Origin of the sequence: Nocardia anocheti (assembly GCF_029675105.1) — a bacterium.
In the GTDB taxonomy this organism is placed as follows: domain Bacteria; phylum Actinomycetota; class Actinomycetes; order Mycobacteriales; family Mycobacteriaceae; genus Nocardia.
In genome coordinates this window covers 24,974-50,903 of sequence record NZ_JAQQFV010000008.1, presented here as the reverse complement: position 1 = coordinate 50,903, position 25,930 = coordinate 24,974, and the positions used below count along the sequence as shown (strand labels likewise).

Annotated in this window: 17 protein-coding genes and 1 pseudogene; 10 read left to right on the top strand and 8 right to left on the bottom strand. The window is 70.9% G+C overall.

Going from position 1 to position 25,930, the window contains the following annotated elements; all coding sequences use genetic code 11:
• Positions 1-18: 18 nt before the first annotated feature.
• Both QC180_RS21350 and QC180_RS21345 read right to left on the bottom strand, forming a co-directional pair.
• Complete coding sequence (locus QC180_RS21350; RefSeq protein ID WP_278264574.1) at positions 19-960, bottom strand: RluA family pseudouridine synthase; 942 nt, start codon at positions 958-960, stop codon at positions 19-21.
• A 112-nt stretch (positions 961-1,072) separates the two neighbouring features.
• Positions 1,073-1,645, bottom strand: coding sequence for a putative glycolipid-binding domain-containing protein (locus QC180_RS21345; protein WP_278264573.1), 573 nt, complete (start codon positions 1,643-1,645; stop codon positions 1,073-1,075).
• A 133-nt stretch (positions 1,646-1,778) separates the two neighbouring features.
• On the opposite strand from QC180_RS21345, the gene QC180_RS21340 reads away from it, so the two are divergent.
• Together QC180_RS21340 and QC180_RS21335 are read left to right on the top strand one after the other, a co-directional pair.
• On the top strand, positions 1,779-3,620 hold the full coding sequence (locus tag QC180_RS21340) for an ABC transporter ATP-binding protein (RefSeq protein ID WP_278264572.1): 1,842 nt from the start codon (positions 1,779-1,781) through the stop codon (positions 3,618-3,620).
• The gene (locus QC180_RS21335; RefSeq protein ID WP_278264571.1) at positions 3,617-5,353 is read left to right on the top strand and encodes an ABC transporter ATP-binding protein; all 1,737 of its coding nucleotides are present in this window, start codon (positions 3,617-3,619) and stop codon (positions 5,351-5,353) included. Before QC180_RS21340 ends, QC180_RS21335 begins: the two co-directional genes overlap by 4 nt.
• A gap of 88 nt (positions 5,354-5,441) precedes the next feature.
• Here the strand turns inward: QC180_RS21335 and QC180_RS21330 are convergent.
• Positions 5,442-6,245, bottom strand: a pseudogene (locus tag QC180_RS21330) (Fic family protein); the annotation flags it as partial.
• Between the two features lie 49 nt (positions 6,246-6,294).
• Between QC180_RS21330 and QC180_RS21325 the strand changes: the two are divergent.
• Positions 6,295-6,732 carry a GNAT family N-acetyltransferase gene (locus QC180_RS21325; RefSeq protein ID WP_278264570.1) on the top strand — a complete coding sequence of 146 codons (438 nt, stop codon included), beginning with the start codon at positions 6,295-6,297 and terminating at the stop codon, positions 6,730-6,732.
• A gap of 143 nt (positions 6,733-6,875) precedes the next feature.
• Entirely contained in the window at positions 6,876-7,121 is a 246-nt protein-coding gene (locus QC180_RS21320; RefSeq protein ID WP_278264569.1) for a hypothetical protein, read from the top strand.
• A 10-nt stretch (positions 7,122-7,131) separates the two neighbouring features.
• Here QC180_RS21320 and QC180_RS21315 read toward each other — a convergent pair whose 3' ends face one another.
• The 5 genes from QC180_RS21315 to QC180_RS21295 all read right to left on the bottom strand — a co-directional run bounded on the left by QC180_RS21315 (position 7,132) and on the right by QC180_RS21295 (position 10,684).
• Complete coding sequence (locus QC180_RS21315) at positions 7,132-8,493, bottom strand: alpha/beta hydrolase family protein (RefSeq protein ID WP_278264568.1); 1,362 nt, start codon at positions 8,491-8,493, stop codon at positions 7,132-7,134.
• A 151-nt stretch (positions 8,494-8,644) separates the two neighbouring features.
• Positions 8,645-9,037: a PIN domain-containing protein gene (locus tag QC180_RS21310; RefSeq protein ID WP_278264567.1), complete on the bottom strand. Its 393-nt coding sequence runs from the start codon at positions 9,035-9,037 to the stop codon at positions 8,645-8,647.
• A gap of 11 nt (positions 9,038-9,048) precedes the next feature.
• The gene (locus QC180_RS21305) at positions 9,049-9,318 is read right to left on the bottom strand and encodes a hypothetical protein (RefSeq protein ID WP_278264566.1); all 270 of its coding nucleotides are present in this window, start codon (positions 9,316-9,318) and stop codon (positions 9,049-9,051) included.
• A 62-nt stretch (positions 9,319-9,380) separates the two neighbouring features.
• On the bottom strand, positions 9,381-10,088 hold the full coding sequence (locus QC180_RS21300; protein ID WP_278264565.1) for a siderophore-interacting protein: 708 nt from the start codon (positions 10,086-10,088) through the stop codon (positions 9,381-9,383).
• A gap of 113 nt (positions 10,089-10,201) precedes the next feature.
• Positions 10,202-10,684 carry an MTB12 C-terminal domain-containing protein gene (locus tag QC180_RS21295; RefSeq protein WP_278264564.1) on the bottom strand — a complete coding sequence of 161 codons (483 nt, stop codon included), beginning with the start codon at positions 10,682-10,684 and terminating at the stop codon, positions 10,202-10,204.
• 138 nt (positions 10,685-10,822) lie between these two features.
• On the opposite strand from QC180_RS21295, the gene QC180_RS21290 reads away from it, so the two are divergent.
• The 6 genes from QC180_RS21290 to QC180_RS21265 all read left to right on the top strand — a co-directional run bounded on the left by QC180_RS21290 (position 10,823) and on the right by QC180_RS21265 (position 25,809).
• Positions 10,823-12,115: a SidA/IucD/PvdA family monooxygenase gene (locus tag QC180_RS21290; RefSeq protein ID WP_278264563.1), complete on the top strand. Its 1,293-nt coding sequence runs from the start codon at positions 10,823-10,825 to the stop codon at positions 12,113-12,115.
• Positions 12,116-12,152: 37 nt separating this feature from the next.
• The gene (locus QC180_RS21285) at positions 12,153-13,094 is read left to right on the top strand and encodes a methionyl-tRNA formyltransferase (RefSeq protein WP_278264562.1); all 942 of its coding nucleotides are present in this window, start codon (positions 12,153-12,155) and stop codon (positions 13,092-13,094) included.
• Positions 13,095-13,122: 28 nt separating this feature from the next.
• Positions 13,123-18,699: a non-ribosomal peptide synthetase gene (locus QC180_RS21280; RefSeq protein WP_278264561.1), complete on the top strand. Its 5,577-nt coding sequence runs from the start codon at positions 13,123-13,125 to the stop codon at positions 18,697-18,699.
• Positions 18,700-18,764: 65 nt separating this feature from the next.
• Positions 18,765-19,757, top strand: coding sequence for an ABC transporter substrate-binding protein (locus QC180_RS21275; protein ID WP_278264560.1), 993 nt, complete (start codon positions 18,765-18,767; stop codon positions 19,755-19,757).
• Positions 19,754-21,388 (top strand): condensation domain-containing protein, encoded by a 1,635-nt coding sequence (locus QC180_RS21270; RefSeq protein WP_278264559.1) that lies wholly within the window; start codon positions 19,754-19,756, stop codon positions 21,386-21,388. Before QC180_RS21275 ends, QC180_RS21270 begins: the two co-directional genes overlap by 4 nt.
• Complete coding sequence (locus tag QC180_RS21265; protein ID WP_278264558.1) at positions 21,385-25,809, top strand: non-ribosomal peptide synthetase; 4,425 nt, start codon at positions 21,385-21,387, stop codon at positions 25,807-25,809. Before QC180_RS21270 ends, QC180_RS21265 begins: the two co-directional genes overlap by 4 nt.
• The last annotated feature ends 121 nt before the right edge of the window (positions 25,810-25,930 follow it).

The following is a 25,930-nucleotide window of genomic DNA, read 5'->3' as shown; positions in this document are numbered from 1 at the left end:
GCACCGCGGCGCTGTGAGCTACTCGACAGGTGATCCGGACCATCCCGGCAGGTCGTCCCAGGCTTGCAGACGGCGCCCGGTCTCGAAGCGGCGTGGCCGACCGCTGAGGGGATCGGTGAACGCGAGCGAGGCGGCCAGCAGTTGCAGCGGCCGGGAGTAGTCGTCGACGGACTTGTCGGTGACGACCGGATAGAAATCGTCACCGAGGATCGGCACCCCGAGGCTGTTCATATGCAGCCGCAACTGATGGGTGCGGCCGGTGTGCGGGCGCAGCCGGTAGCGGCCGAGTCCGTCGCGGTGCTCGAGCAGCTCCACCTCGGTCTCGGCATTGGGCTCGCCGGGCACCTCTTGGGCGGCGAGCACATGCTTCTCCTTGATGATCCGGCTGCGCACGGTGCGCGGTAGAGCCAGCGCGGGATCGTAGGGCGCGATGGCCTCGTACTCCTTGCGGACGGTCCGCCGGTGGAACATCGTCTGGTAGGCGCCGCGGGCCGCCGGATTCACCACGAACAGGATCAATCCGGCGGTCACCCGGTCGAGGCGGTGCGCGGGGATCAGATCGGGCAGGTCCAGATCGCGGCGCAGACGGACCAGCGCGGTCTGCAGGATGTGCTGGCCGCGCGGGATGGTCGCCAGGAAATGGGGCTTGTCGATCACCAGGAGGTCGTCGTCGCGGTGCACGATCCCGATCTCGAAGGGCACCTCGCGTTCGACGGGCAGGTCGCGGTGGAACCACACCGCGCCGCCCGGCACATACGGCGCGTCCGGGGTCAGCGGACCGTCCAGGTCGACGATCTCACCCGCCGCCAGCATGGCGTCGATCCGCGCCGGGTCCACCCTCGGCAACCGTTCGACCAGGTGCTCACGCACGGTCGCCCAGTGCCCGTCCTCCGGGAGCCGGAGCCGGGCGGGATCGAGGCCGTGCCGTTTCGGCAGCGGCGGCTGCTGCCTACGTCGCATAGGAACAGTGTTGTTGGAGCGCTGGCGCGCTCGAGTCGCGGCCCCCTTGGACGGGCCGCGACGGCCGACTTCGTCGGCCTGCCCTCCTCGAGGTCGGGCGTGCGGGGCTGGGTCAGGCGGTGCGGGTGGCCAGGCCGGGGTAGTTCGCTATCAGGCCGGACTCGTCGAAGTCGAGGGTGGCTCGGAAGTCGAAGCGGCGGGAGGCGTAGTCGTAGCGCTGGGCGGTGCCGTCGGCGAGGCGGCGGTAGTGCTGGTCGAGGCGGCTCACCGTGAGGTCGGTGGCGACGTAGACCGCGGGGGTGTCGGCGCCCTCGCCGACGGGTAGGGCGAGGCGGTGTACCGGCAGGGCGTTGGTGAACGCCGACGCCGCCAGGTCGACATCGAGACAGCCGTCGAGTTCTGGGGCGGTCACCCCGTCGATCTGCCAGCGGCCCAGTCCGTCGGACTGTAGGGTCAGCGCGCGGCGGGCGCCGGGGTAGCGGGCGGTGATCTGCGCCGAACGGGTGTGCCAGCCCTCGTCGACGCGCAGGCGGTACTCGATCGCCCAGGGCGAGTCGTCCTCGACGGCGGTCACCACGCCTTCGGCGACGACCCCGCGCTCGCCGTCACGGAAACACGCCACCTCGAAGCCGGTGCGCGCGTCGTGCTGACGCCATGCGGCCGAGGACGGCAGGGGAGCGAACATACCTTCGCCATTCCCCGCGGCGCGCGTGTTCAACCGCGCAGCTCATCCACCCTGCCCACCGGTTCACAGCCGGGCAATTTAGGCTAACCTATCCTCGGCGAGTTGCCGCGAACAGTCGAGAGGCGAGAACGTTATGACGGTGCAGGTAGCGCCGCCGCCGGGGGCGGAGTCGGGCAACCGGCCGCCCAAGGCGGTCGCGAAGGCGAAGAAGCAGCAGGAGGCGCAGGCGCGCAAGGAGATCCTCGCGCCGGTGTCGGGCATGCTCACGGTGGCGAGTCTGATCGTCGCGGTCGCCTCGATCTGCGCGGTCGTGCCGTTCCTGCTGATCGTGCAGGCCTGCCGCGAACTGCTCGAGTCCCCGGTCGACACCGATCGCGTGTGGTGGCTGTTCGGTGCCGCCGTGGCGGTGCTGCTGGTGCGCGCGTTCCTGCAGGTCGTCGTGCTGCTCTGGTCGCACGCGGTGGACGCGGGCTACCAGCTGAGCCTGCGCCGGGCGCTGGCCGCCAAGCTCACCCGGGTCCCGCTGGGCTGGTTCGGTGAGCGCAGCTCCGGCGAGGTCAAGACCTACCTGCGCGACGACGTCGAAGCCCTGCACTACCTGGTCGCGCACGCCCGCCTCGAATTCGTCGGCGCGCTGGTGGTGCCGATCGTGACGCTGGGCTACCTGTTCACCGTCGACTGGCGGCTCACCCTGGTCCTGCTGATCCCGCTGCTCGTCTACGTGCGCCTGTTCGGCCGCATCATGGACCGCGACGGCCGCGACCGCGTCGCCGTCTACACCCGCTGGGAGAAGCGCACCTCGCAGGCCGCGATCGAGTTCGTCGACGGCATCCAGGTGGTGCGCGCGTTCGGTCAGGCGGGCAAGGCGCACCGCGAATTCCAGGACTCGGTCGACGGTCTGGTGCAGTCCGCGCAACGGATGAAGATGCCGATCCTGCGCGTGCAGGCCGCCTCCGACATCGTCGTCGCGCCGGTGTTCGTGATGCTGGTCGTGGTGCTCGGCGGACTGGGCGGCGTCGGCCTCGGCTGGGTCGAACCGCTGGACATGCTGCCCTTCGTGCTGGTCGGCCTGGGGATCGGCAGCTCGCTGCTGGGCCTGGGCTACGGCTCGCAGGCCCTGCGCGCCGGTGGCGCCGCCGCCCTGCGCCTGCACGAACTGCAGCAGACTCCCGAACTCGAGCAGGCGCCCGACACCGCGTCGGCGACCGAGGGCGAAGCCGGTGTGGTCCGCTTCGAGGACGTGAAGTTCGGCTACCGCACCGACCACGACGTGCTGCGCGGCCTCGACCTCGAACTGCGCCCCGGCACCATCACCGCCCTGGTCGGCCCGAGCGGCTCGGGCAAGTCGACCCTGGCCAAACTGCTGCCCCGCTTCTACGACGTGGGCGCGGGCCGGATCACCATCGGCGGCCGTGACATCCGCGAATACGGCAGCGAAGAGCTGTATCGCACGGTCGGTTTCGTCTTCCAGGACGTGCGCCTGATCCGCGGTTCGATCCGCGAGAACCTGGCGCTGGCCCGCCCCGACGCCGACGACGCCGCCATCGAACGCGCCGCGCGCGCCGCCCAGATCCACGACCGCATCCTCGCCCTGCCGCGTGGCTACGACTCCGAGATCGGCGTCGACGCCACCCTCTCCGGCGGTGAGGCGCAGCGCCTCTCGATCGCGCGCGCCCTGCTCGCCGACACCCCGGTGCTCGTCCTGGACGAGGCCACCGCCTTCGCCGACCCGGAGTCCGAGGCCGCCGTGCAGGACGCGCTGGCCGCCCTCGTCGCTGGTCGCACGGTGCTGGTGATCGCGCACCGCCTGCACACCATCACCGGGGTCGATCGCATCCTGGTGCTGGAGAACGGAACCCTCGCCGAACAGGGCAGCCACGCCGATCTGGTCGGTGCCGGTGGGCTCTATCAGCGGCTCTGGGAGATCAACGAGGCCGCGCTCGGCACGCTCGCCCTGGTGGAGGACGCACGATGATTCGCAAGGTATTCCGGCTGGTTCCCGCCGAATTCGGGCCGCTCGTGCCCAAACTGCTCGCCGCGATCGTGCTCCAGGCGCTGTGCCAGGCCGCCGCGTATCTGCTGCTGGTCCCGGTGCTCGAATCGTTGATCGACGACGACCTGGGCGCCGCCTGGCTGTGGGCGTTGGGCATGGCCGTCGCCGTGGGCGGGCTGATCGTGTTCGGTTACCTGCAGGCCGTGCTCGGTCTGCGCATCGGTCTCGGCATGCAGTCGGGTCTGCAGACCAGCCTCGGTGACAAGCTCAACGCGCTGCCGCTGGGCTGGTTCGAGGGCCGCGACGCCGGACCGCTCTCGCGCGTGGTGGTCGAGCAGGTCCGCGAGATGCAGGGCCTGATCGCCTACCTGCTCACCAAGGTGCTCACCGGCATCATCGTGCCGCTGGCCGTCGGCCTGGGCATGCTGTTCATCGACTGGCGGATCGGGCTGGCCATGCTGCTCGCCGCGCCCGTGCTCTACCTGGTGAACAACCTGGCCAACCGCGCCTACACCGGCGCCGACGCCCGGCTGCACGACGCCGCCGCCGAAGCCGATTCGCGCGTGGTCGAATTCGCGCAGGCCCAGCCGGTGCTGCGGGCCTTCGGCGCCGTGGGCGCGGGCAACAAGAAGCTCGACGCCGCGCTGGTGAGTCATCGGTCGGCGGTCATGCGGATGATGGTCGCGACCGTACCCGGTCTGGTCGTCTTCGCGATCTTCGTGCAGGCCGTGTTCCTGGTGCTGGTCTACCTCGCGGTCGTGCAGGTGACCGACGGTTCGATCTCGGCCGCCGTCGCCATCGCGCTGATCGCGGTGAGCTCGCGCTTCATCGAACCGGTCAACCAGGCCGCCCAGCTGGGTTCGGCACTGCGCTCGGCCGCCGCGGCCGCCGACCGCATCACCGACCTGCTCGACGAGCCGACCCTGCCCGAGGCCACCGAAGCCGTCACCCCCGGCGCTCCCGCCGTGGAGTTCGACGAGGTCAGCTTCGGTTACCGCCCCGGCGAACCGGTGCTGTCGGACCTGACGTTCACCGTGCCCGCCGGGACCACCACGGCCATCGTGGGCCCCAGCGGTTCCGGCAAGACCACGCTGCTGCGCCTGGCCGCCCGCTTCTACGACGTGGAGTCCGGCGCGGTCTCGGTCGGCGGGCACGATGTGCGCGCCCAGCCGTCGGAGACCCTGCTCGGCCAGATGTCGCTGGTGTTCCAGAACGTCTACCTGTTCAACCGCTCGGTCGCCGAGAACATCCGCATCGGCAACCCCGAGGCCACCGAGGACGACCTGAACCGCGCCGCCCGGGCGGCCCGCGTGGACGAGATCGTCGAGCGCCTCCCCGAGGGCTTCGACACCCAGGTCGGCGAGGGCGGTGCCTCGCTGTCCGGCGGTGAACGCCAGCGCGTCTCGATCGCCCGCGCCCTGCTCAAGGACGCCCCCATCGTCCTGCTCGACGAGGCCACCAGCGCGCTGGACCCGCACAGCGAAGCCGTGGTCGTCCGTGGCATCCACGAACTGACCAGGGACAAAACAGTCCTCGTCGTCGCCCACCGCCTGGCCACCATCGCCCACGCCGACCAGATCCTGTTCCTCGACGGCGGCCGCATCGCCGAACGCGGCACCCACACCGAACTCCTCGCCGCCAACGGCCGCTACGCCGCCTTCTGGAACGAACGCGAACGCGCCACCGGCTGGCGCCTGGAACCGATCCCCGCCTGACCCACCCCCTCAGTGGCCCCGCAGATCCCGATCCGCGGGGCCACTGCTCTGTCTCCGGCCCGAGAGCCCGCGCACGTTCGGAAGGTGATCAGTGTCGATACGGATCCATCAGGCTGAAGGGGGTGCGTGCCTGCTCGAGCACATCTTCCGGGAAGTCGTCCCCGGCGATGTAGAAGCGCGCGCGGGTCCGCCCGACGGGAGCGAGGATGCCCCGCTGCGTCAGCACTTTGAGATCGCGTTGAGCCTGTTGGACGCTCAGTCCCTCACTGTCCCCGTAGCGGGACCTGCGCACGCGCCCCGACGTCGCGACATCGTGCAGCGCCGAGACCACGCGTTCGTCGAGCCCGGCTCGAGCAGTGAATTCCGCTGATCGCTCCCACACCCGTCCGGATCGCTCGAACCGTGCCCGCACCGACTGTGCCTGCTGGTGGTAGGCGAGCAGATTGAAGCTGATCCATTCGGAGACATCCTGATCCGGCTGGTAACGCGCACCTCGGCGGCTCAACACCTGGTAGTACTCCCAGGTGTTTCCGGGTCTTCCGAGCCACGCCTCGATCGACGAGAATTCGGGTGCCAACACTCCTTCTCGCGCGATCAGCAGTGTCTGGAGCGACCGTGACATGCGCCCGTTGCCGTCGCACCAGGGGTGGATCGCGACCAGGCGCAGGTGCGCCATCGCCGCGCGGACCAGCGCGTGCGTGTCGTCCGGAGTGTTGAGCCAGTCGACGAGTTCGTCAGCCAGCGCGGGGACCCGGTCGGCATCGGGCGCGGTGTAGGCCGCGATGCTCGGATCGCGGGCGTCCGTGACATAGACAGGTCCGGGACGCCACTGCCCCGCGGGCTTGCGCGATGTGTGCCGATGGCCCTGCAGGATCCAGTGGAGTGCGTTGAGCTGGCCTTTGTCGAACCGGAAGTCGTTGGTGGTTTGTTACGTTCATCGCATGGGTGAGATCACGGTCGAGGTCCTGCGCCGGGGTACCGACGACACCGCGCGGGCGATTTCGAAACTCCTACCGCAGCTGTCGAGTTCGGCACCCGAATTCACCACGGCCCAACTGACCGAACTCCTGGGCGACGACCACATCACCCTGTTCGTCGCACGAGCGGACGACGACATCGTCGGCATGCTCACCTTGGTCACCTACGTGATCCCCACCGGAAAACGCGCCCGCATCGAAGACGTAGTCGTCGATGAATCCGCCCGAGGCCGAGGCGTAGCCTTCGCCCTCACCGAAGCCGCCATAACCACCTCCCGAGAATCCGGCGCCCGAACCCTCGACCTCACCTCCCGCCCCGACCGCGAATCAGCCAACCGCCTCTACCAGCGCGCGGGCTTCAACCCCCGAAACTCCGTGACCTACCGCCAAGTCCTCCACTGACCGCATGAGCACAACCCCGACCGCAGGTCGGGCAGAGCCAGTACTTCAAATGCCATGCCCGCGATCGCGAACCGAAGTCGAGGGCGTTCGCATCTCCTCGGTGAGCCCGACGGTACGGCCGTCGGATGACATCGGAGGTTGCGATGAAGACAAGAACCGAACGACTCACCAGCTGCACGCTGGCGGTGGCAGCGGGCATCGCCACCGCTGTTCTCGGAACCAGCGGCATCGCCACCGCTGACTCCAGCGGTGCAGGCATATTCGGCCCGTACGCGTCGCAGTACGGCTGCGGGATGATCCGGTCCATGGACGTGGGCCAGTACCCGGACACCTACTTCGGCGATTGCTTCGAGGTCCCCGGCGAAGGCTGGTACTACATCGGCACGTAGGTCCGGGTCTTCAGCGGGGGACCGGGCCGCCGGTGATACCGGAATGTGCGGTTGCTGCGGCGGGGATGTCGGCGTGGTTGCCGGTGAGGAAGGGGACGAGGAGGTCGTTGGTGGTGTGCTGGGTTTCGGCGGTGCCTCGGCTGCCGCCGATGAAATGGGTCAGGAGGAAACGGGCTGGGGTGGAGAGGAATTGGGGGGCGTCGGTGAAGGTGTAGTGGTTGGCTTCGGTGATTTCGTAGCGGAAGCCGGGGGCGGTGAGGTGGGTGAGGAGGGCCTGGTTGCCGTCGAGGTAGCGGGCGGAATGGTCGGTTTCGTCGTGGTCGCTGTCGATGAGCAGGACCGGGCGGTCGAGGGTGCGGTCGAGGAGGGGGCCGTAGAGGGTGCCGTCGATATTGGCGGCGGCTTGGAGGCGGGGGTCGGTGGACAGCGCGGACAGGGCGGTGGCGCCGCCGAGGGAGTGGCCGGTCGCGGTGATCGCGGTGGTGTCGAGGTGGGTGGCGAGTAGGCCCATCGCGTCGGGGTGTTCGAGCTGGTCGAGAACGAATCGGAGGTCGGCGGTGCGGGTGTCGAGGCGTTCGGTCATGAAGCGCAGGCCGTCGGGGTCGTCGGCGGGGAAGTGCTCGACGGTGGTGGCGATGGTGCCGTCGGCCAGTTCCGTGACGCCGGATTCGTAGGGGTGGTCGACCGCCAGGACGACGAAGCCGCGGCTGGCCAGGTCGGTGAGGAGTCCGGTGTAGAAGGCGCGGGGCGCGCCGTAGCCGGGGGAGAACAGGACGACCGGCCAGCGGGGGCGCGCGTCGGAGACCGGTGTCTGCGCGCTCGCGTGGGTGTCGATCCGGTCGTAGTAGCGCAGGAGGAAGCCGGGAATCCCGCTGACGCGCGCAGGCAGATCGGTCGATCCGTCCAGGTATACCCACTGCCTGCCGGACACGGTGGCGGTCGGATACCACGCCTGCACAACGACATTGCGGCGATCATCGGCCTCGGTCGCGGGTTCGGCACGCGACTCGTCGACCCATCGGAAGATCTCCGACCCCACCGCGTACGGCCCGGTCGGGGCGGGAAGCGAGGGCACGGGCGGCACCACCCACGGAATGATCGACACCGCCGCGAGCACCCCGAGCCCGGTCCGCGCGACGATCCGCCGCCGAGGCGGCGCGGTATCGGTGAGCACGTAGACCAGCATCGACACGATCAGCAGATACACCGGCCACATGTGCCAATACCCGCCGACGGCCCACTGCATCACCATCCCCACCCCGAGCAGCGCCAACACCAGCGGCGCCACCCGCCGCCCCCGCGCCGGAAAGGCGATCAACACCACCGCGAACACCACGGCGGAACCCCACAACACGGCGTCGATCACAGACACCCGGCCCCCTCGGCGACATCGGGTCGCACGGCATCCGCACGACTGTCCGTCCAGCGTGCCGGATCACAGCCGCGCCGCGCGTCGTCGTCAGGTGGGATTCAGGGTCACTCCCAAGGATGACTCGGCATCACCGTGCTGGGAATCCTCCCGGTCAGACGTCGCGGACGAAGACCCGATCTCCGCACAACTTCTGCCAGTCGTCTCGATCCGAGGTGAGGACGAGGGCGGGCGCCGGTGCGCGCAGGGCCATCGCCGCGACCAAGGCGTCGATCGCGTACTTGTGTCCGTGCAAGCCGCCCGCGTCGCGGAGCAGCCGTACCGCGAGCAAGGAGTCGTCCTGGGTGACGGACTCGACTCGGAGCCGGGCCAGATACCAGCTGAGACGCGCGAAATCCGTTTTGCCGTAGACGGACTCGACGATGGTCAGGGCGGAGATCCGCACCGGTATGCCCTTGCGACGGGCTGCCTCGATGCGCGCGGTCATGGCACGGTCCTGCCGCAGCAGGAGAGCGAATGCCTGGGAATCCAGAACGACGGAGCGCACCTGCGGCTCCTTCACGGGGCACCCCGGCCGTCGGCTTCGCCGGTATCGCCGAACATGTCGTCGGCGGCCGCCGCGATCTCGTCCTCGGTCAACGGGTCGTGCGTGGTTTCGAAGTCCGTGACGATCTCCGCGAGGCCGTCCATCTCGAGTTGATGCCGCACGGCCTCGGTGATGTATGCCGAGACGCCCCGCCGCCCCGCGCGATCACGGACAGCGGTGAGGACGTCGACGGGCAGCGACACCGAGACGTTGGAGGTCGAGCCCGGGCGGGGAGCTGTCATACGACGAGTGTACGACAACAACTGTTACAACATCCCGGCCGTCAGCGGCCGAGGCCGCTGGACTACTTCCAGTAGGCGCGGGCCTTGATGGACGTTTTCGGGAGGGCGTGGGTGGTGCGGAAGGTCTTCACGAGGGAGCGGGTGGTGGCGCCGTCGCAGGCGACCCAGGCGTAGGTGCCGGGGGTGCAGGTGATCTCCTGGGCCTTCTCGCGCAGCAGGCGGCCGTCGTCGACGCGGGGGAGCCAGGTGACCTCGTGCTTGCCGTGCGCGTGCACCGGCAGGGTGGGGTCGGAGTCGTACTGGGATTCCAGCCAGACGCGGGCGGTGGCGTCGGGGATCGCGTCGAGCAGCGAGTTGATGGCCGGGAGCGAGGCGGTGTCACCGAAGACGACGTAGTCGCTCTGGTCGGTGTCGGGGTGCGAGGCGTCCATGCCCAGCGAGCTGGCCTCGAGCTTGTCGCCGACGACCGCGCGCGCGGCCCACTGGCTGGCCGGGCCGCCGTGCAGGGCGAATTCGATGTCGAAGCGGTCGTTCTCGGGGTCCTGGTTGATCAGGGTGTAGCCGCGGTGGTGCAGCTTGTCGCTCTCGGCATCGGGGATCCAGATGCGGATGAACTGGGTCGGATGGGCGGGGTGCTCGGCGAGCAGGCCGTTGCCTTCGAATCCGATGCGCAGGTACTTGTCGGTGACCGATTCCACCGAGGTGACGCGCAGTTCGTAGTTGTCGGCGCGCCAGACCTTCATGATCAGGCCATTGGTTCCTTTACCCATGTTGTAAGGCTAACCTAACCATCTCGGTTTGTCGCGATCCGGGCGCCGGAGAAGCCGACGGCCCGGCCCCCGCGAAACCGCGGGCTGCCGGGCCGGATGACCTGGGGGATGGCTCAGCAGGACAGTGAGGCGTAGTACGCGATGGTGCACTGCGACTCGGAGGTGAGCTTCCAGGTGCCGTCGACATCGACCCAGCTGGCCGCGATCGGCGGGAAGGTGCCGAAGCCGGGCACAGTGACGAGCAGGTCGGCGTAGGTGTAGGAGCCCTCGGTGTAGGCGTTGCTCACGGTCCAGGCGAAGCCGGGGACCGAGGCCATGACGCTGCCGATCTGGTCCATCAGCGGCAGACCGGCCGCGCCGTTCTCCAGCTCGTTGGCCCGGGTGCCGCGGTCGGCGCCGGTGTTGAGGACCAGCTGCAGCTTGGCCTGGAGCTGGCCGGAGCTGGGGGCGGGGGTGGTGCGCACGATCGACGGCCCGGCCAGGGCCGGAGCGGCGGTCGCGAGGGTGCCCGCGGTGCCGAGGACGGCCGCGGCGGTGAGGGCGAAGGCGGCCGTGGTGGCGCGAACCTTGTTCTTGATCATCTTCTCGGTTCCCATCGTTGCGAGTGGATGCTGCTCGTCTGTGATTTCACCACGGTGACTGGCATCGGTCCCCAATATAAGGTAAGCCTATGCAAACATGTAAGAGTGCCCCCGGAATCGGGTGCTCAAACGCTTGAACGTGGGAGAACTTCGGTGGACAGACTTCTGGTGGTCGGTGCGGGCCCCAAGGCCATGGCGGTCGCCGCCAAAGCGCACGTGCTGCGGCAGCTGGGACTCCCCGCTCCCGAGGTCGTCGTGATCGAATCCCATGCGGTGGGCGGTAATTGGCTGCCGACCGGTGGGTGGACCGATGGTCAGCATCGTCTGGGCACCAGCCCGGAGAAGGACATCGGCTTCCCCTATCACTCGTCCTGGGCGCGTGGGCACAACCGCGCCATCAACGAAGCGATGATGGGGTTCAGCTGGACCTCGTTCCTGGTCGAGCGCGGCACCTACGCCGAGTGGGTCGACCGCGGCAGGCCGAGTCCGCACCACCACGTGTGGGCCAAGTACCTGCAGTGGGTGGCGCGCAAGTCCGGCGTCGAGGTGGTGCACGCGACCGTGCGCACGATCTCCGCCGCCGCGCAGGGCTGGGAGGTCCTGGTCGTCGACGCCGACGGCGCCGAGAGCCGGTTGCAGTCCGACGCCCTGATGATCACCGGCCCCGGCAACAGCGGCCGCGCGCTGGCCGATCACCCGAAGATGCTGTCCATCGCCGAGTTCTGGGATCTGGTGGGGCGCCGGGAACTGCCGTCCACCTCGCGGGCCGCCGTCATCGGTGGCGGTGAGACGGCCGGTTCGGCCATGGACGAACTGGTGCGCCACGACGTGCTCACCGTCTCGGTCATCTCGCCCGCGGCCACCATCTACACCCGCGGCGAGAGCTACTTCGAGAACTCCCTCTACAGCGACCCGGGCAAGTGGCGCGCGCTGAGCATCGAGGAGCGCCGGGATGTGGTGCGCCGCACCGACCGTGGCGTGTTCTCGGTGCGGGTGCAGGAGAACCTGCTCGGCGACAGTCGCGTGCACCACCTGCAGGGCCGCGTGGTCCGCGTGGGCGGCGACGGCGACGGCATCGAGCTGACCCTGCGCAACGAGCGCCGCCCCGACGCGACCCACACCTTCGATCTGGTGATCGATGCCACCGGCGGTCAGCCGCTGTGGTTCCTGGAGATGTTCGATTCCGACGCCGCCGACCTCGTCGAGCTGGCCATCGGCGGCCCGATCGACCGCACCCGGCTCGAGGCCGCCATCGGTCACGACCTCGCGGTGGCGGGCATGGAGGCCAAGCTCTTCCTGCCGAACATGGCGGGCATGGCGCAGGGGCCCGGCTTCCCGAACCTCAGCTGCCTGGGCGAACTGTCCGACCGGGTGCTCGCGGAGTCCTCGGTGCGCTCCGGCGCGGCACTCAGGGCCGCGTCCGAACTGCACAGGGCACTAGGATAGGCTAGCCTTACTAATTCGAGAAGATGAGGTTCGGTTCATGCGTATCGTGTCGTTCGGCTTCCAGACCTGGGGCCGTAAAACCCTGCAGGCTCTGATCGATTCGGAGCACGAGGTCGTGCTGGCGGTCACCCACCCGGCGAGCGAGGACTCCTACAAGGGGATCTGGTCGGACTCGGTGGAGGAGCTGGCGCGCGAGCACGGTATCCCGGTCCATCTGACCGAGTCGGCCGACGCCGAGACCATCGACCTGGTCAAGCGGGCCGAGCCCGATGTGATCGTGGTCAACAGCTGGTACACCTGGATGCCCGCCGAGCTCTACAACATGCCGCGCTACGGCACGCTGAACCTGCACGACTCGCTGCTGCCCAAGTTCACCGGCTTCTCGCCGGTGCTGTGGGCGCTGATCAGTGGCGAGTCCGAGTTCGGCCTCACCGTGCACCGCATGGACGAGCAGCTCGACACCGGCGACATCCTGGTGCAGCACCGCCTGCCCATCGGCCCCACCGCCACCGGCACCGAACTGGTGCTGGCGGGCATGGAGCTCATCCCCGGCGCGGTCGCCGAGGGCCTGGCCGCGCTCGAGTCGGGCACCGCGCAGTGGCGTCCGCAGGACAAGTCCGAGCGCACCTACTTCCACAAGCGCTCCGACCGCGACAGCCGCGTCGACTGGACCTGGGACGCGGTCGACCTGGAGCGTTTCGTGCGCGCCCTGTCCGAGCCGTACCCGCGCGCCTACAGCTACTACCGCGGTGAGCGCGTCGAGGTGCTGGCCGCGAAGGTCTCCGAGGCCCGCTACGGCGGCACCAACGGTCGCGTGATCGTGCAGGAGGACGGCGGCGCCGTGGTCAGCGGCCCGAACCCGGTGCGCGGCCAGAACCGCGGCCTGGTGATCACCCGCGTGCGCACCGCCGACGGCGTGGAGCACGACGGCGCCGAATTCTTCCGGCGCGGTGGATATCTCACCGACTCCGCGGAGTAATCAGTTCAACCCAGGTCGGAAGGAAGTCATGACGACCGTCGCCCACCCCGCCAGCCGGGTGCCCACCGTGGAGATCGCGGCCGTGTCCAGGCCGGGGCGGGCCCCGCTCGCGCCGGGGCAGCGGCGGGCCTGGTTCCTGCAGACCCGGGATCTGGCCGACGCCTCGCTCAATGTCGCGGTGAGCTACCGGCTCACCGGGGCACTGGATGTGCGACGGTTGCGCGCGGCGGTGGCGGCGGTGGCCGAGCGGCACCGGATCCTGTGCGCCACTTACGGTCTCGGCGGTGACGGCGAGCCGTATCAGGTGGTCGACGCGGCGGTGCTGCCGAGCTGGACCGAGCACGACCTGTCCGAACTGTCCGCGCGCAGCCGGGACCGCCGCGTCGCGGTGCTGCTGCGCCGGGCGGTCGGCGCTCCGTTCGACCTGACCGGCGAGGCCCCGCTGCGGGTCACCCTGATCCGCACCGGCGCAGCCGAATTCGTGCTCTCGCTGGTGGCGCACACCATCGCCTGGGACGAGGAGTCGGCATCGATCTTCGCCACCGCGCTGTCGGCGGCGTATCTCGACGCGGACGGGTCGGACTCGCCCGTGACCGACGTCCCGGTTGCCAACCGGATCTCGGATGCTGTCGGCGCGCCGGACGAGCGGCCGGTCCGGGATGACTCCCCGACAGTCGGGGACGGTTTCGGTGTGCCCCGGGCGGAGGCGCTGGGCTCGGCCGAGCAGGCGCTGGACTACTGGCGCCGGACCCTCGACGTGCTGCCCGACGCGCTGGAACTGCCGGGCCGTCCGCAGTTCGCGCAGACCGAGGCCGGGCGTGGCCGTCGGGCCGGAGCCGCACTGCCCGCCGAATTGCTCGCCACGGTCGGGGAATTCGCGGCCGAGCACGGCGTCTCGACCTTCGCGGTGTTCTTCGCCGCCTGGCAGGCCGCGGTGTCGCGCTACACCGGCGCGACCGAATTCCTGGTCGCCGCCCCCGTCACCACCAGGGCCGCCGACACCGAAGAGCTGATCGGCTACTACGGCAATACCGTGCTGCTGCGCGGTTCCTGTTCCGCCGCCGAGACTTTCGCCGAGCTGGTCGCCGCGTCCGAGGTCACCTGCGCCGGGGCCCGCGCGCACGGCGGCGTCGGCATCGATGACGTGGTCCGCGCGGTCAACCCCAGCCGCACCGGTGGGCGCGACGGCCTCGAGGTCATCACCCAGCTGGGCTTCGCCGTGCGCGCCGAGCCCGCGCCGCTGCGCCTGGCCGGAGTCACCGCGACCCGCCTCGACGACGAAGCGGGCCGCGCGCGGCTGCCGCTGCGCCTGAGCGTCGTCGTCGGCGCCGACAGTGCCCGGCTGGACGCCGAATACACCACCGACCGCCTGGAACCCGCCCTGGTCGACCGGCTGCTGCGCCACTACCGGCACCTGCTCACCCGGGCCACGGCCGCCCCCGACACCTGCCTCGGCGACCTCGAACTCTTCGACGCCGACGAACGCGAGCACCTCCTGGCTCTCTCGCGCGGCGAACTCGTCGCGACCCCGCCGACCACCCTGGTCCGGCTGTTCGAGGACCAGGTCCGCGCCCGCCCGGACGCCCTCGCCCTGCTGGCCCCCGGCCGCGAGCACGCCGCCGATCTCGCGCTCACCTACCGCGACCTCGATCTGCGCGCGAATCGCCTGGCGCACTGGCTGATCGGCCAGGGCATCGGCACCGAGGACATCGTCGGCCTGCGGTCGAGCACCTCGGTGGAGTTCATCGTCGCGGTGCTGGCCGTGCTCAAGGCGGGCGGTGCCTACCTGCCCATCGACCCGGCCTACCCCGACGAGCGCATCGCCTTCCTCGACGCCGACGCGGGCGCGCGCCTGATGCTCGGCCCGGTCGAGTTGGCCGCCGCCGAGGAAACCGCGCTGCACCTGCCCGAACACCCGCCCACCGACGCCGAACGGCGGCGGCCGCTGCGCCCGGGCAATCTGGCCTACCTCGTCTACACCTCCGGCTCGACCGGCCAGCCCAAGGGCGTGCCGGTGCCGCACGCGGCGATCGCCGAGCACCTGATCGGCTTCTGCGCGCAGTGGGACCTCACCGCCGAGGACCGGGTGTTGCAGTCGTCGTCGGTGAGTTTCGACGCCTCGCTGCTCGACATCTTCGTCACCCTCACTGTGGGCGCCTGCCTGGTGGTGCCCAAACCCGACGCCTTCCGCGACATCGCGCACATCGCCGAGCTCATCTCGCGCTGCGCGATCACCGTGCTGCACATGGTGCCCTCCACGCTCAGCACCTTCCTGCTGCTGCCCGAAGTGAGTGAATGGGGTGCGCTGCGCCATGTTCCGGTGGGTGGCGAGGCGCTGACCGGCGAGGTCGCCGACCGCTTCGCTGGCGTATTCGACGCCGAACTGCGCAACCACTACGGCCCGACCGAGGCCGTGGTCTGCGCGACGCACATGCCCGTCGTCGGCCCGCAGGGTCCGGGGACGGTGCCGATCGGCATCCCGAACCGCAATGTGTACGCCTATGTGCTCGACGAGCGGCTCGGGCTGGTGCCCGACGGTGTGGTCGGCGAGATCTACCTGGGCGGTGCGCAATTGGCGCGCGGCTACCACGATCGTCCGACGCTCACCGCGCAGCGCTTCGTGGCCGATCCCTTCCTGCCGGGCTCGCGCCTCTACCGCACCGGTGACCTGGCGCGCCGCAACGATTCCGGCGCACTGGAATTCGTCGGCCGGGCCGATGAGCAGGTGAAGGTGCGCGGTTTCCGGATCGAACCGGCCGAGGTGCGGGCCGCGCTGGCCGGTCATCCCGAGGTCGGTCAGTGCGCCGTGGTGGCCTCGGCCGACCCGGCGCTCGGCACGGTGCTGGCCGCCTACGTGGTGCCCGCCGCCGGGACCTCACCCGATCTCACCGCCCTGCGCGCGCACGTCGCCGCCACCCTGCCCGACTACATGGTGCCCGCGGAGTTCGTGCTGCTCGACGCGCTGCCGCTCACCGAACACGGCAAACTCGACCGCCGCGCCCTCCCCGCGGCCCTGCGCGCCGGGTCGGGTGCGCACCGGGCCCCGGCCACCGAGACCGAGATCCGCCTGGCCGCCCTGTTCGCCCAACTCTTCGGCCGCACCGAGATCGGCGCCCAGGACTCCTTCTTCGAACTCGGTGGCCACTCGCTGCTGGCCGCTGGCCTGGTCGCCCGCATCCGGGCCGAGTTCGGCGTCGACATCGACGTGCGCGTCCCCTTCGACACTCCCACCGTCGCCGGACTGGCGGCCCTCATCGAATCCCGCCCCCCGGCCCGTATTCCCCTGCCGCCCTTGCGCAGACAGGCCGACGCGGGCCCGGCACCGCTCACACGGGCGCAACGGGCGAGCTGGGATCGATACCGTTCGCGGAAACTCGCCGGGACCACCACAGCCGATCCGGTCGCTGCTGACAGCACGACGGATGCGCAGGGCGCGGGCAATGTTTCGTTGGCGGTGCGGCTGGACGGTCGCCTCGACGTCGACGCGCTGCGTCACGCGCTGGTCGAGGCCGTCGGCCGACACGACATCCTGCGCACGGTGTTCACCGAGGTCGACGGCGTGCCCGTCGCCTCACGGTCCGCCGAGCCGATCGCGATCACCGTTCTGCCGACCTCCGGGGCGCCCGCGCTGGCAACGGCACGGACCGCCGCGGTACGACAGTCCTTCGACCCCTGCGTGGCGCCTCCGCTGGACATCCGGATCCTGGTGGCGGACAAGAAGTCCCACGTCGTAGTCCTCACCGCTCACGAGCTGATCGCCGACCACCGCTCACTGCGCATCCTGCTCGCCGAGACCGCGATCGCCTACCGCGCCCGCGTGGCCGACGCCGAACCGCACTGGCCTGCGGTCGAATTCGACTTCGCCGATGTGGCGCGCTGGGAAGACGAGGCGGCTGACGCGCTCGCCGCCCAGCGCGACTACTGGCGAGCTGCCCTGGCCGGTGCGCCGGTGGCGTTCGGTCCGGCGCCCGACCTGCCGATCGCCGCGCCGTCGGCGGCGCGGCGCGCCGGGGTCAGCGGGCATTCGGCCCGATTCCCGGTTCCGGCGCAGCTGCGCCAACGGTTGCGGGCGCTGGCCGAATCGGCCGGTGCCTCGGAATTCATGCTCTACCAGGCCGCCGTCCTCACTCTCCTACACAAGCTCGGTGCCGGAACGGATCTCGTGCTCGGCGCCGCCGTGGGTGGACGCGGTGAGGCGATGGCCGCGGGCGTGGTCGGCCCGCTGACGGGCGTGGTCGCGCTGCGCACCGATCTGCGCGGCAACCCGTCGCTGCGCACCGTGCTGGACCGGGCCCGCGCCACGGCGCTGGCGGGTTACGGCCACCAGGACGTGGCACGCGACGCGGTCGACGGTTCCGAGAGCTACGCGACGATCCTGCACTTCAGCGACCAGGACCGGCTGGTGGCACCGCACTTCGGCGCCGGTCTCACCGCCACCGTGCTGCCCCCTGAATTCGACGGTGCCCTGCGCGATATCGGTTTCGGCTTCACCGCCGACCACGAGGGCGGGTTCGCCGCCACGGTCACCCTCAATGCCGAGCGCTACCACCGTGACACCGCGCACCTGTTCGCCCGGCGCATGCTGCGCGTCCTCGGCGCGTTCGCCGACACTCCCGATCTGGCGCTGGCCGATCTGGATGTGATGCCCGCCGAGGAACGCAGGCGGGTGCTCGGTGAATGGTCCTGTGGCGTCGAGGTTTCCGAGATCCCCGATCTCGCCGACCTGCTCGACCGCGCGCTGACCTACCCGTCGGTGCGCCCGGCGCTGCGCTGCGGCACCGAGACGCTCGACTTCGGTACGGTCTGTGCGCGCCTCGCCGCCGCCCGCGTCCAACACACCACGATCGACGGTCCGCTGGCGGCCCGGGACCGACAGGACTCCACGGACGACACGATCCCCGCCACGGCACAGCGAGGCGGCCCGCTCGACACGCTGCTCACCACCCTCGAACGACTGGTCGCGGCCGACACCACCGGCACGCTGCTGGAATTCCCCGGCACGCCGTCCTTCCGCCCCGCCGCTCTGGCCGCCGCGGTGGCCGACCGGCGCGGCGTGGCCGCGAGCCGCGACACCGCGCGCCCCGATCCCGCGCGCTCCACGGCGCAGTGCCGGGTGATCGGTGTCGAGGCGGGGCCGGTCGGTCTGCTGGTGGAGGCGCTGGCCGGACTGGCCGACGGCGCGCTGGTGGAACTCGCGCCCGAGGGCGTGGCCGCGGTGGTGTCGGAGCGCGCGACCCATGTCGTCGCCACGGCGACCGCGCTGCCCGCCGATGCGACCGAGGCCGGGACCAGGCGCTGGGATGTGCTGGGCGACAAGGGACTACGGGTCGCCGCGCCGCAGGGCATGCTCGGCATGGTCGGGTACGCGGTGTCCGGCTACGCGGGGACGGTGGCCAGGGGGCCGCTCGACGGGTCCGGCCGGGTGCGTCCGGTGCCGGGCGCGCGCGTCGTGGTGCTCGACGAATCGGGTGCCCCGGTGCCGCCCGGAGTGACCGGACAGGTGTGGATCGGTGGCGTGGCGCAGGCGGGCCCGGACGGCGGCGAACTCCTGCCGACCGGTGATCGTGCGCACTGGACCACTGATGGCTGGCTGAAATTCGCTTAGCCTAACCTACTATCGACAAAGACCTGCTGAACGATCCGCGGGCGCGTACACAAGGAGCTCTGTCCATGACTATGCGGCGAGACAACAAGGCACCGCGCAGGCGCGCGGCCTCTCGGGCCGGACTGGTGCTGCTGGTGCTCGGGCTGGTCTCCGGCCTGGTCGCCTGTGGTTCCGGTGACGACACCGAGGCGGGCACCGGCGTGACCATCACGCACAACTTCGGGGAGACCACCGTGTCCGGGACGCCCGAACGCGTGGTCACTCTGGGCAGCCAGTGGCTCGACGCCACCCAGGCCATGGGGATCACCCCGGTGGCCTACGCCGACAGCGTCGCCATGGGCGGCAAGTCACAGCTGCCCTGGACCCCGCCGGAGCTGGAGAAGGCGACCGTCCTGAAGATGGGCGGCGACATGGCCGAGCAGATCGCCGGGGTCGAGCCCGACCTGATCCTGGTGCCCAGCTTCCTGGTCGACCAGCCGATGTACGAGAAGCTCTCGCAGATCGCCCCCACCATCGGCGCGGTGACCCCGAACGCCCAGGTCGACAAGTGGTCCGACCAGCTCACCGTGCTCGGCAAGGTGCTGCACGAGGAGGGCAAGGCCACCGAGGTGATCGCCGGTGTCAACGGCAAGATCGACGCGGTCTCGCAGAAGTACCCGAACCTGAAGGGCAAGACCTTCCTCACCTGCATGCTGACCGGCCCGGCCCAGCTGATGGTGCTGGCCGACCAGAACGACGGTTCCTCGGAGCTGTTCACCCGCCTCGGCATGAGCATCCCCGCCAACATCACCGCCCAGGCCCCCGCCGGTGGCCGCCTGGCGCTGTCGCCGGAGCGGCTCAACGAGCTGACCTCCGACGCGCTCATCTGCGGCGCGATGCCGCAGTTCGAGGCCAAGTTCAAGGAACTGCCCGGCTACAACGACCTGCCCGCGGTGCGTTCCGGCGGCATCGCCTTCGTCGACACCAAGACGATCAGCGCGGTGAACACCCCCACCCCGCTGTCGATCCCGTACCTGCTCGAGACCCTCGATCCGACCTTCGCGGCGGTCGGCCGATGAGCTCGCCCGCGCGCCCTGTTCCGTTGGCGCCCGCGCAGCAGGCCGCCCTGCTGCCCGAGCGTCTGCGCGACACCCCGGCGGCCAATGTCTTCCTCGCCCTGGAACTCGTGGGTGAGATCGACGCCGAGGCACTCGAGCTCGCGGCCGCCGGTGTGTTCGAGGCGCACACCGCGCTGCGCACCGTGTTCCCCGCGGATCGGCGCGTGCCGTATCAGCGGGTCGTCGCGGTGCCGGACACGGTGGTGGAGACCGTCGCGGTCGAACAGAACCAGCTCGCCGAGGCCCTGCGCGCCGAGGCCGCGCACCGCTTCGACCTGGTCGAGCGCGTCCCGGTGCGGCTCCGCCGATTCGTGGTGGGGGAGCGTTCGATCCTGACGCTGACCGTGCATCCGGTCGCCGCCGACGACCTCGCCCTCGACCTGCTGGTCGAGGCCCTGTGCACGGCCTACAACACCGGCACCGTCGCCCCGGCGGTCGCGCAGTTCGCGGAGTTCGTGCCGCGTCAGCTCAAGAGCCTGACCACCACCCCGACCGACGACCCGTCGCTGAGCTACTGGCTCGAGCGCCTGGCCGGACTGCCCGAGCGTGCCGAACTCGTCGTGGGCGCCGCGTCCGCCGACCCGGTCCGCCGCTTCCGCGTGGACCCGGAGATCCTGGCCGACTTCGCCGGTGGACACGACCGCGCGGCGGCCTTCGCCAGCCTGGTCGCCCGCTCGCTGAGCGAGGCGGGCCTCGGCACCGATCTCGCCGTCGGCCTCCTGGACCAGGGCCGCGACGCCGAAGGCGCCGAGGAGACCATCGGTCACTTCGCCAATCACCTGATGCTGCGGTTCGACACGAGCACCACCGGCACGCCGCGCGATCAGGTCGCCGCGGCCGCCGAACTCGTCGCGACCGCGCGTGCCAACGCGAGCACCCGCGTCGAGCGGCTCACCCATCAGCTCAAAGGCGCCGGTGCGGTCGCCACCGGTGGCCTGTTCCAGGTGCTGGTCGGCGTGCGCGCCGCGGCGCGGACCGCGCGGCTGCGTGGCTGCGAGGTGCGTGAACTGGATCGTCGGCTGGTCCAGCCGCACGGTGTGGACCTGGTCGTCGACATCGCCGGGGACGCCGATGGTGTCGTGGTGACCCTCCAGGGCCCGGCCCTGCCCGACCTCGACGCCTTCGCCGCCCACCTGGAACGGCGCTGCCGAGCCTGGGCCACGGGCACCGACGAGACGTGCACGCTGGGCCTGTTCGCCGCGCCCGCAACGCAATTCGATCTGTTCGGCCTGCCCGGCCAGGGCGGACCCGCCCAGACCGACACCGAGCGCGCGGTCATCGAGGCCATCCGGCGGGTGCTCGAATTCGACGACGACGACGAGATCGGCCGCGAGGACACCTTCTTCTCCCTCGGCGGCGACTCCATCGCGGCATTGCGCCTGGTCACCGACCTGGCCGAGAACGGCTACACCTTCGATGTGCAGCAGGTCTTCGGCTCGCCCGCCATCCATGAACTGGCCGCGCTGATCGATGAGACCGCCGACCAGCCCGCGCCCGAACCCGCCCCGGCCCCGGCCGAAGTGGCCCCGCTGAGCGCCTCGGGACTCGATCCGGCCATGCTGGCGGCGCTGGGGAAGAAGCTCGGGCAGTGAGCACGCAGATCCTCGACGTCGTCGCGCTGTCGCCGTTGCAGCGCGGGCTCTACTCGGTGAGCACCACCTCCGGCGCGGTGGACCCGTACCTGGTGACCTTCGCCGTGCGGGTGGAGGGCCTGGCCGACCTGTCGACGCTGCGCAAGGCGTTCGACCAAGTGCTGCAACGGTATCCGCACCTGGGCGGCTCGGTCGTCACCGACGGCCTGCCGCACCCGGTGCTGCTCACCACCACCGCCGGGCACATCGGCTGGACCGAACTCGACCTGCGTGACACCGCCGATCCGGAAGCCGCTGCCCGGCAGCGCTACTGGGACGAGGGTCGCATCCGGATCGACCTGGACAACGGTCCGCTGTTCCGCGTCACCGCCGCGCGGGTGGGCGAGCAGGACTACGAGCTGATCTGCACCGCGCACCACATCGTGGTCGACGGCTGGTCGATCCCGCTGCTGTTCTCGGACCTGATGGCGCTGCATCGCGGGGAGGGCGCGGCCCTGCCGCCCGCCCCGCCGCTGCGCGAGCACGCCGCCTGGCTGGCCTCGCGCGACACCGCCGCCTCCATCGCGGCCTGGACCACCGCCCTCGCTGGCCTGGCACCCATGCCGATGCTCGCCGGGCCCGCCCCCGCCGACATCCCCGTGCTCGGCGAGGCCCGCTTCGACCGCGCCGAGACCGAGACGGTCACCCGCTGGGCCAGGGCCAACGGCCTGACCCTCAACACCGTGCTGCAAATGGCCTGGGGCCGTGTGCTGTCCAGCCTCACCGGCCGCGACGACGTGGTGTTCGGCCAGACCACCTCCGGGCGCGACGCCTCGCTGCCCAATGCCGATCGCCTGGTCGGCGCGCTGGTCACCACCATCCCGGTGCGGGTGCGCATGGACGAGCGCACCCCGGCCGCTCTCGGCGCCGAGCTCCAGCGTGAAGTCGCCGCCCTGCGCGCCCACGAGTACCTCGGCATCGCCGAGATCACCAAGCACGCCGGTGTGGGCCAGCTCTTCGACACGCTGCTGGTCTTCGAGAACACCCCGATGGGCTCGATCACCGCGCGCATGCCGCTGGCCGACGGCGCCACCCTGGCCCCGCGCCGCATCGATTCGCCCAGCCACTACCCGATCGCGGTGGTGCCGGTGGTCGAGGACAACCAGCTGATCACCCGCGTGGAGATCCGCCCCGACCTGGTCGAGCGTTTCGAGCCGGACCGGCTCGCCCGCCGACTGCTCGCGGTGGTCCGCGCCCTCGTCGACGCCGAGCGCGGCTGCGCCGTCCCGGTGCTGCTGGCCGACGAACCCGCCGCGCTGGCCGTGGGCCCCGCGCATCCGGTGCCGTTCGCGAATGTGCCGCAGGCGCTGCTGGCCGCCGCCGACACCGCCGGGTCGCGGGTGGCCGTGGTGGACGAGATCGGCGAGCACACCTTCACCGAATTCGGTTCCGCGGTGCGGGTGCTGGCCGGTGGACTGCGCGCGCACGGTGTCGGGAACGGTACGGCGGTCGCCGTGGTGCTCCCGCGTGATCGCCGAGTCCTGCACGCCCCCTTCGCCATCGCTGAAGCGGGGGGTCTGTGCGTGCACGTCGACCCGGCGACTCCGGCCGACCGGCTCGCGTACATGTTCGAGACCGCGGACGTGCGCGTGGTGCTGGCCGACGAATCACTGGCCGGTCTGCTGGCCGAAGTGCGTTCCGAGGGAAGGGAATTCGCACACCTGGTGCCGGACAACTCCGGCGTCCTGCGTCGGGGAACCGCTGCCACCGTGGCGCCTGTCGTCGACGGGCCTGGCAACTCCGGCGCCTCGCCGTCGACCGTCGACCCGCTGTCGCCCAGGGCCGCCGCGCGACGAGCGGCCGGACGGCTGGGAGATGGGTCGGCCGTCGGGGTCGGCTCAGCGCGTGGCGCCGGGTCTCGCGGTGCGGTGCACCGGGTTCCGGACGAGCGCACGCCGTTCTACGTCATCTTCACCTCGGGCACCACCGGTCGCCCGAAGGGTGTCGTCGTCCCGCACGGCGCCCTGCTCAACCACTGGTCCAATCACGAACACCGCATCTTCGCCCCGGCCGCCGAGCGCGCCGGAGGACAGCTGCGGATCGGGCACGGCTGGTCGACCGGGTTCGACGCGGCCTGGCAGCCGACCGTCGCGCTGCTCAGCGGGCACGCGGTGGTGCTGCTCGGCGACAAGGTGCGCACCGACGCCGACGGCATCGTCGCGGCCATCCGCGCCGAGGGCATCGACATCTTCGACACCTCGCCGTCCATGCTCAGCAGGCTGATCGAGGCCGGGCTGTTCGAGACGGTCGACGGGCGCGAACAGTGCCCCCTGTCGGTGCTCGCCCTCGGCGGCGAGGCGATCAGCCAGGACACCTGGCGGCGCCTACAGGGTCTGGCCGACACCCGGGTGATCAACTTCTACGGCCCCACCGAGACCACGGTCGAGGCGCTGATGGCCGACGTGCACGAGCACGCCGCGCCGACCATCGGTCGCACCTTCGACGGCATGACCGCCGAGGTACTCGACCACCGGCTGCGTCCGGTACCGCCCGGCGGACAGGGTGAGCTGTACCTGTCCGGTCGTCAGCTGGCGCTGGGCTATCTGGGCCGTCCGGCCACCACGGCGGCGACCTTCGTCGCCGGTGCGGCCGGACGCCGCTACCGCACCGGCGATCTGGTGCGCCGCGCCACCGACGGCACCGTGATCTACGAGGGTCGCATCGACAGCCAGGTCAAGATCAACGGCTATCGCGTCGAGCCCGACGAGGCCACCGTGGTGCTGCGTGAGATCGACGGTGTCGACCACGCTGTCGCCCTCGCCTTCACCGACAACGGCCGTACTCGGCTGGGCGCGCTGGTGGTCGCCGACCGCACCGCCGCGCAGATCCGCCAGGCCGCCGCGCGCCGCCTGCCGCAGTTCCTGGTGCCGAGCCGGATCGTGCACGTCGCGCGGATTCCGTTGAACCGCAACGACAAACTCGACGTGCACGCCGCCACCGCCCTGCTCACCGCCCCGGTCGCGCGGGGCCCGGAGGCCGAACCGGCCACCGACACCGAACGCGCGCTGCTGGAACTGATCACGGCCATGCGCGACGGCGCGGGTGCGCGCATCGGCATCCTGGACAGCCTCATCGACCTGGGTATCGACAGCATCGGCGTGATCGACCTGGTCTCGCGGCTGCGCGGCGCCGGGTACAGCGTGGCCGCGAAAGACGTGCTCGCGGCGGCGGATCTGCGAGAGCTGGCCGAGCGGATCGACAACGGCGAGACCGGTCTCGCGGCGACCGAGGTCACCCCGGCGGGCACCGAACTGCCGCTGACCGCGCTGGCCCACGAGATCCTCGCCCACGGCGACTACCGGTATCTGGCGCAGAGCCAGGTGCTCACGCTGCCCGAGGGCGTGGGTGTCACCGAGGTCGTCGCCCGGCTGGAGGCGCTGGCCGTGGCCCACCCCACGCTGCGTTCGCGGCTGCGGCGCGACGGGGCCGCGGCGGTGCTGGTGGTCGAGCAGACCTCCAGCGCGGCCGAGCTCACCGTCGTGGCCGACGGCTCGCTCACCGCGGCGGCCGCCCTGGCGCAGACCGTGCACCGGCTCGACCCGGACGCCGGGCGGATGGTCGCGGCCACCGTCCTCGACGGCAGGCTGCTGCTCTCGATCCACCACCTCGCGGTGGACGTGGTCTCCTGGCTGATCCTCGCCGACGACCTGCGCAACCTGGCACAGGGTCGCGAGATCGCCCCGGAAGGTGGTGGCGCCGAAGTGGATTCGGCTCCGGTCGCGCCGGTGATCCGCGGCGGCGTGCTCGGTGACCGCTACACCGACCCCGCGCTGGACCGCGCCACCCACGCCGTCCAGCAGGTGGTGGAACTGGGCCCCGACCACACCGAGCGGCTGCTGGCGGCCTGCGCCGAGCACGAGGTGAGCCTGGACGAGGCGATGCTGGTGGCCTGCGCGGCCGCCTTCCCCGACACCGCCGACGAGACCGGCGCCATCGCGTTGACCCGCGAATCCCACGGCCGCCCGGCCGAGGACGACTCGCGTCGGGTCGGCTGGTTCACCGTCGAGGAGACCCTGGCCGTGCCGGGGCGCCTCGCCGCGACCTGGACCCCGGCCTCGGGCAGGCCCGAGCTGGGGGAGCGCGACCGCACGGCGCGCGCGCAGTTGCGGCTGAACCACCTCGGCCGGTTCGACGTGCTGCAATTCGGCAGCGGGCCCTGGTCGCCGATCCCGCTGGCTGAGTTCACCGCCGAGTTCGGCGTGGCGGTCGACCCCGCGCTGCCCCTGCGCTTCACCGTCGACATCACCACCGCGATGGTCGCTCGCGACGGTCGCCCGTGCCTGGTCGCCCAGTTCGACGGCAACACAGCGGTTCTCCCACCGGCGCGGCTCACCGAGCTCACCCGCCGCTGGTACGACGTGGTCGTGGCCTACTCGGCCTGATCCAGCCGGACGGCCGGTATCGCGGTGATCCCGCGACTACCGGCCGTTCCCCTTTTTCGTGAATGTGTGACGGCGTCGATATCGGGGTAGCAACATAGGTTGCCCTCATGAGTTACGATGC

Excerpts from the sequence above, each read along its gene's own strand:
- QC180_RS21295 (WP_278264564.1), bottom strand. The coding sequence starts at position 10,684 with ATGGGAACCGAGAAGATGATCAAGAACAAGGTTCGCGCCACCACGGCC.
- QC180_RS21345 (WP_278264573.1), bottom strand. The coding sequence starts at position 1,645 with ATGTTCGCTCCCCTGCCGTCCTCGGCCGCATGGCGTCAGCACGACGCG.
- QC180_RS21305 (WP_278264566.1), bottom strand. The coding sequence starts at position 9,318 with ATGACAGCTCCCCGCCCGGGCTCGACCTCCAACGTCTCGGTGTCGCTG.
- QC180_RS21340 (WP_278264572.1), top strand. The coding sequence starts at position 1,779 with ATGACGGTGCAGGTAGCGCCGCCGCCGGGGGCGGAGTCGGGCAACCGG.
- QC180_RS21300 (WP_278264565.1), bottom strand. The coding sequence starts at position 10,088 with ATGGGTAAAGGAACCAATGGCCTGATCATGAAGGTCTGGCGCGCCGAC.
- QC180_RS21320 (WP_278264569.1), top strand. The coding sequence starts at position 6,876 with ATGAAGACAAGAACCGAACGACTCACCAGCTGCACGCTGGCGGTGGCA.
- QC180_RS21285 (WP_278264562.1), top strand. The coding sequence starts at position 12,153 with ATGCGTATCGTGTCGTTCGGCTTCCAGACCTGGGGCCGTAAAACCCTG.
- QC180_RS21280 (WP_278264561.1), top strand. The coding sequence starts at position 13,123 with ATGACGACCGTCGCCCACCCCGCCAGCCGGGTGCCCACCGTGGAGATC.
- QC180_RS21325 (WP_278264570.1), top strand. The coding sequence starts at position 6,295 with ATGGGTGAGATCACGGTCGAGGTCCTGCGCCGGGGTACCGACGACACC.
- QC180_RS21335 (WP_278264571.1), top strand. The coding sequence starts at position 3,617 with ATGATTCGCAAGGTATTCCGGCTGGTTCCCGCCGAATTCGGGCCGCTC.
- QC180_RS21350 (WP_278264574.1), bottom strand. The coding sequence starts at position 960 with ATGCGACGTAGGCAGCAGCCGCCGCTGCCGAAACGGCACGGCCTCGAT.
- QC180_RS21270 (WP_278264559.1), top strand. The coding sequence starts at position 19,754 with ATGAGCTCGCCCGCGCGCCCTGTTCCGTTGGCGCCCGCGCAGCAGGCC.
- QC180_RS21275 (WP_278264560.1), top strand. The coding sequence starts at position 18,765 with ATGACTATGCGGCGAGACAACAAGGCACCGCGCAGGCGCGCGGCCTCT.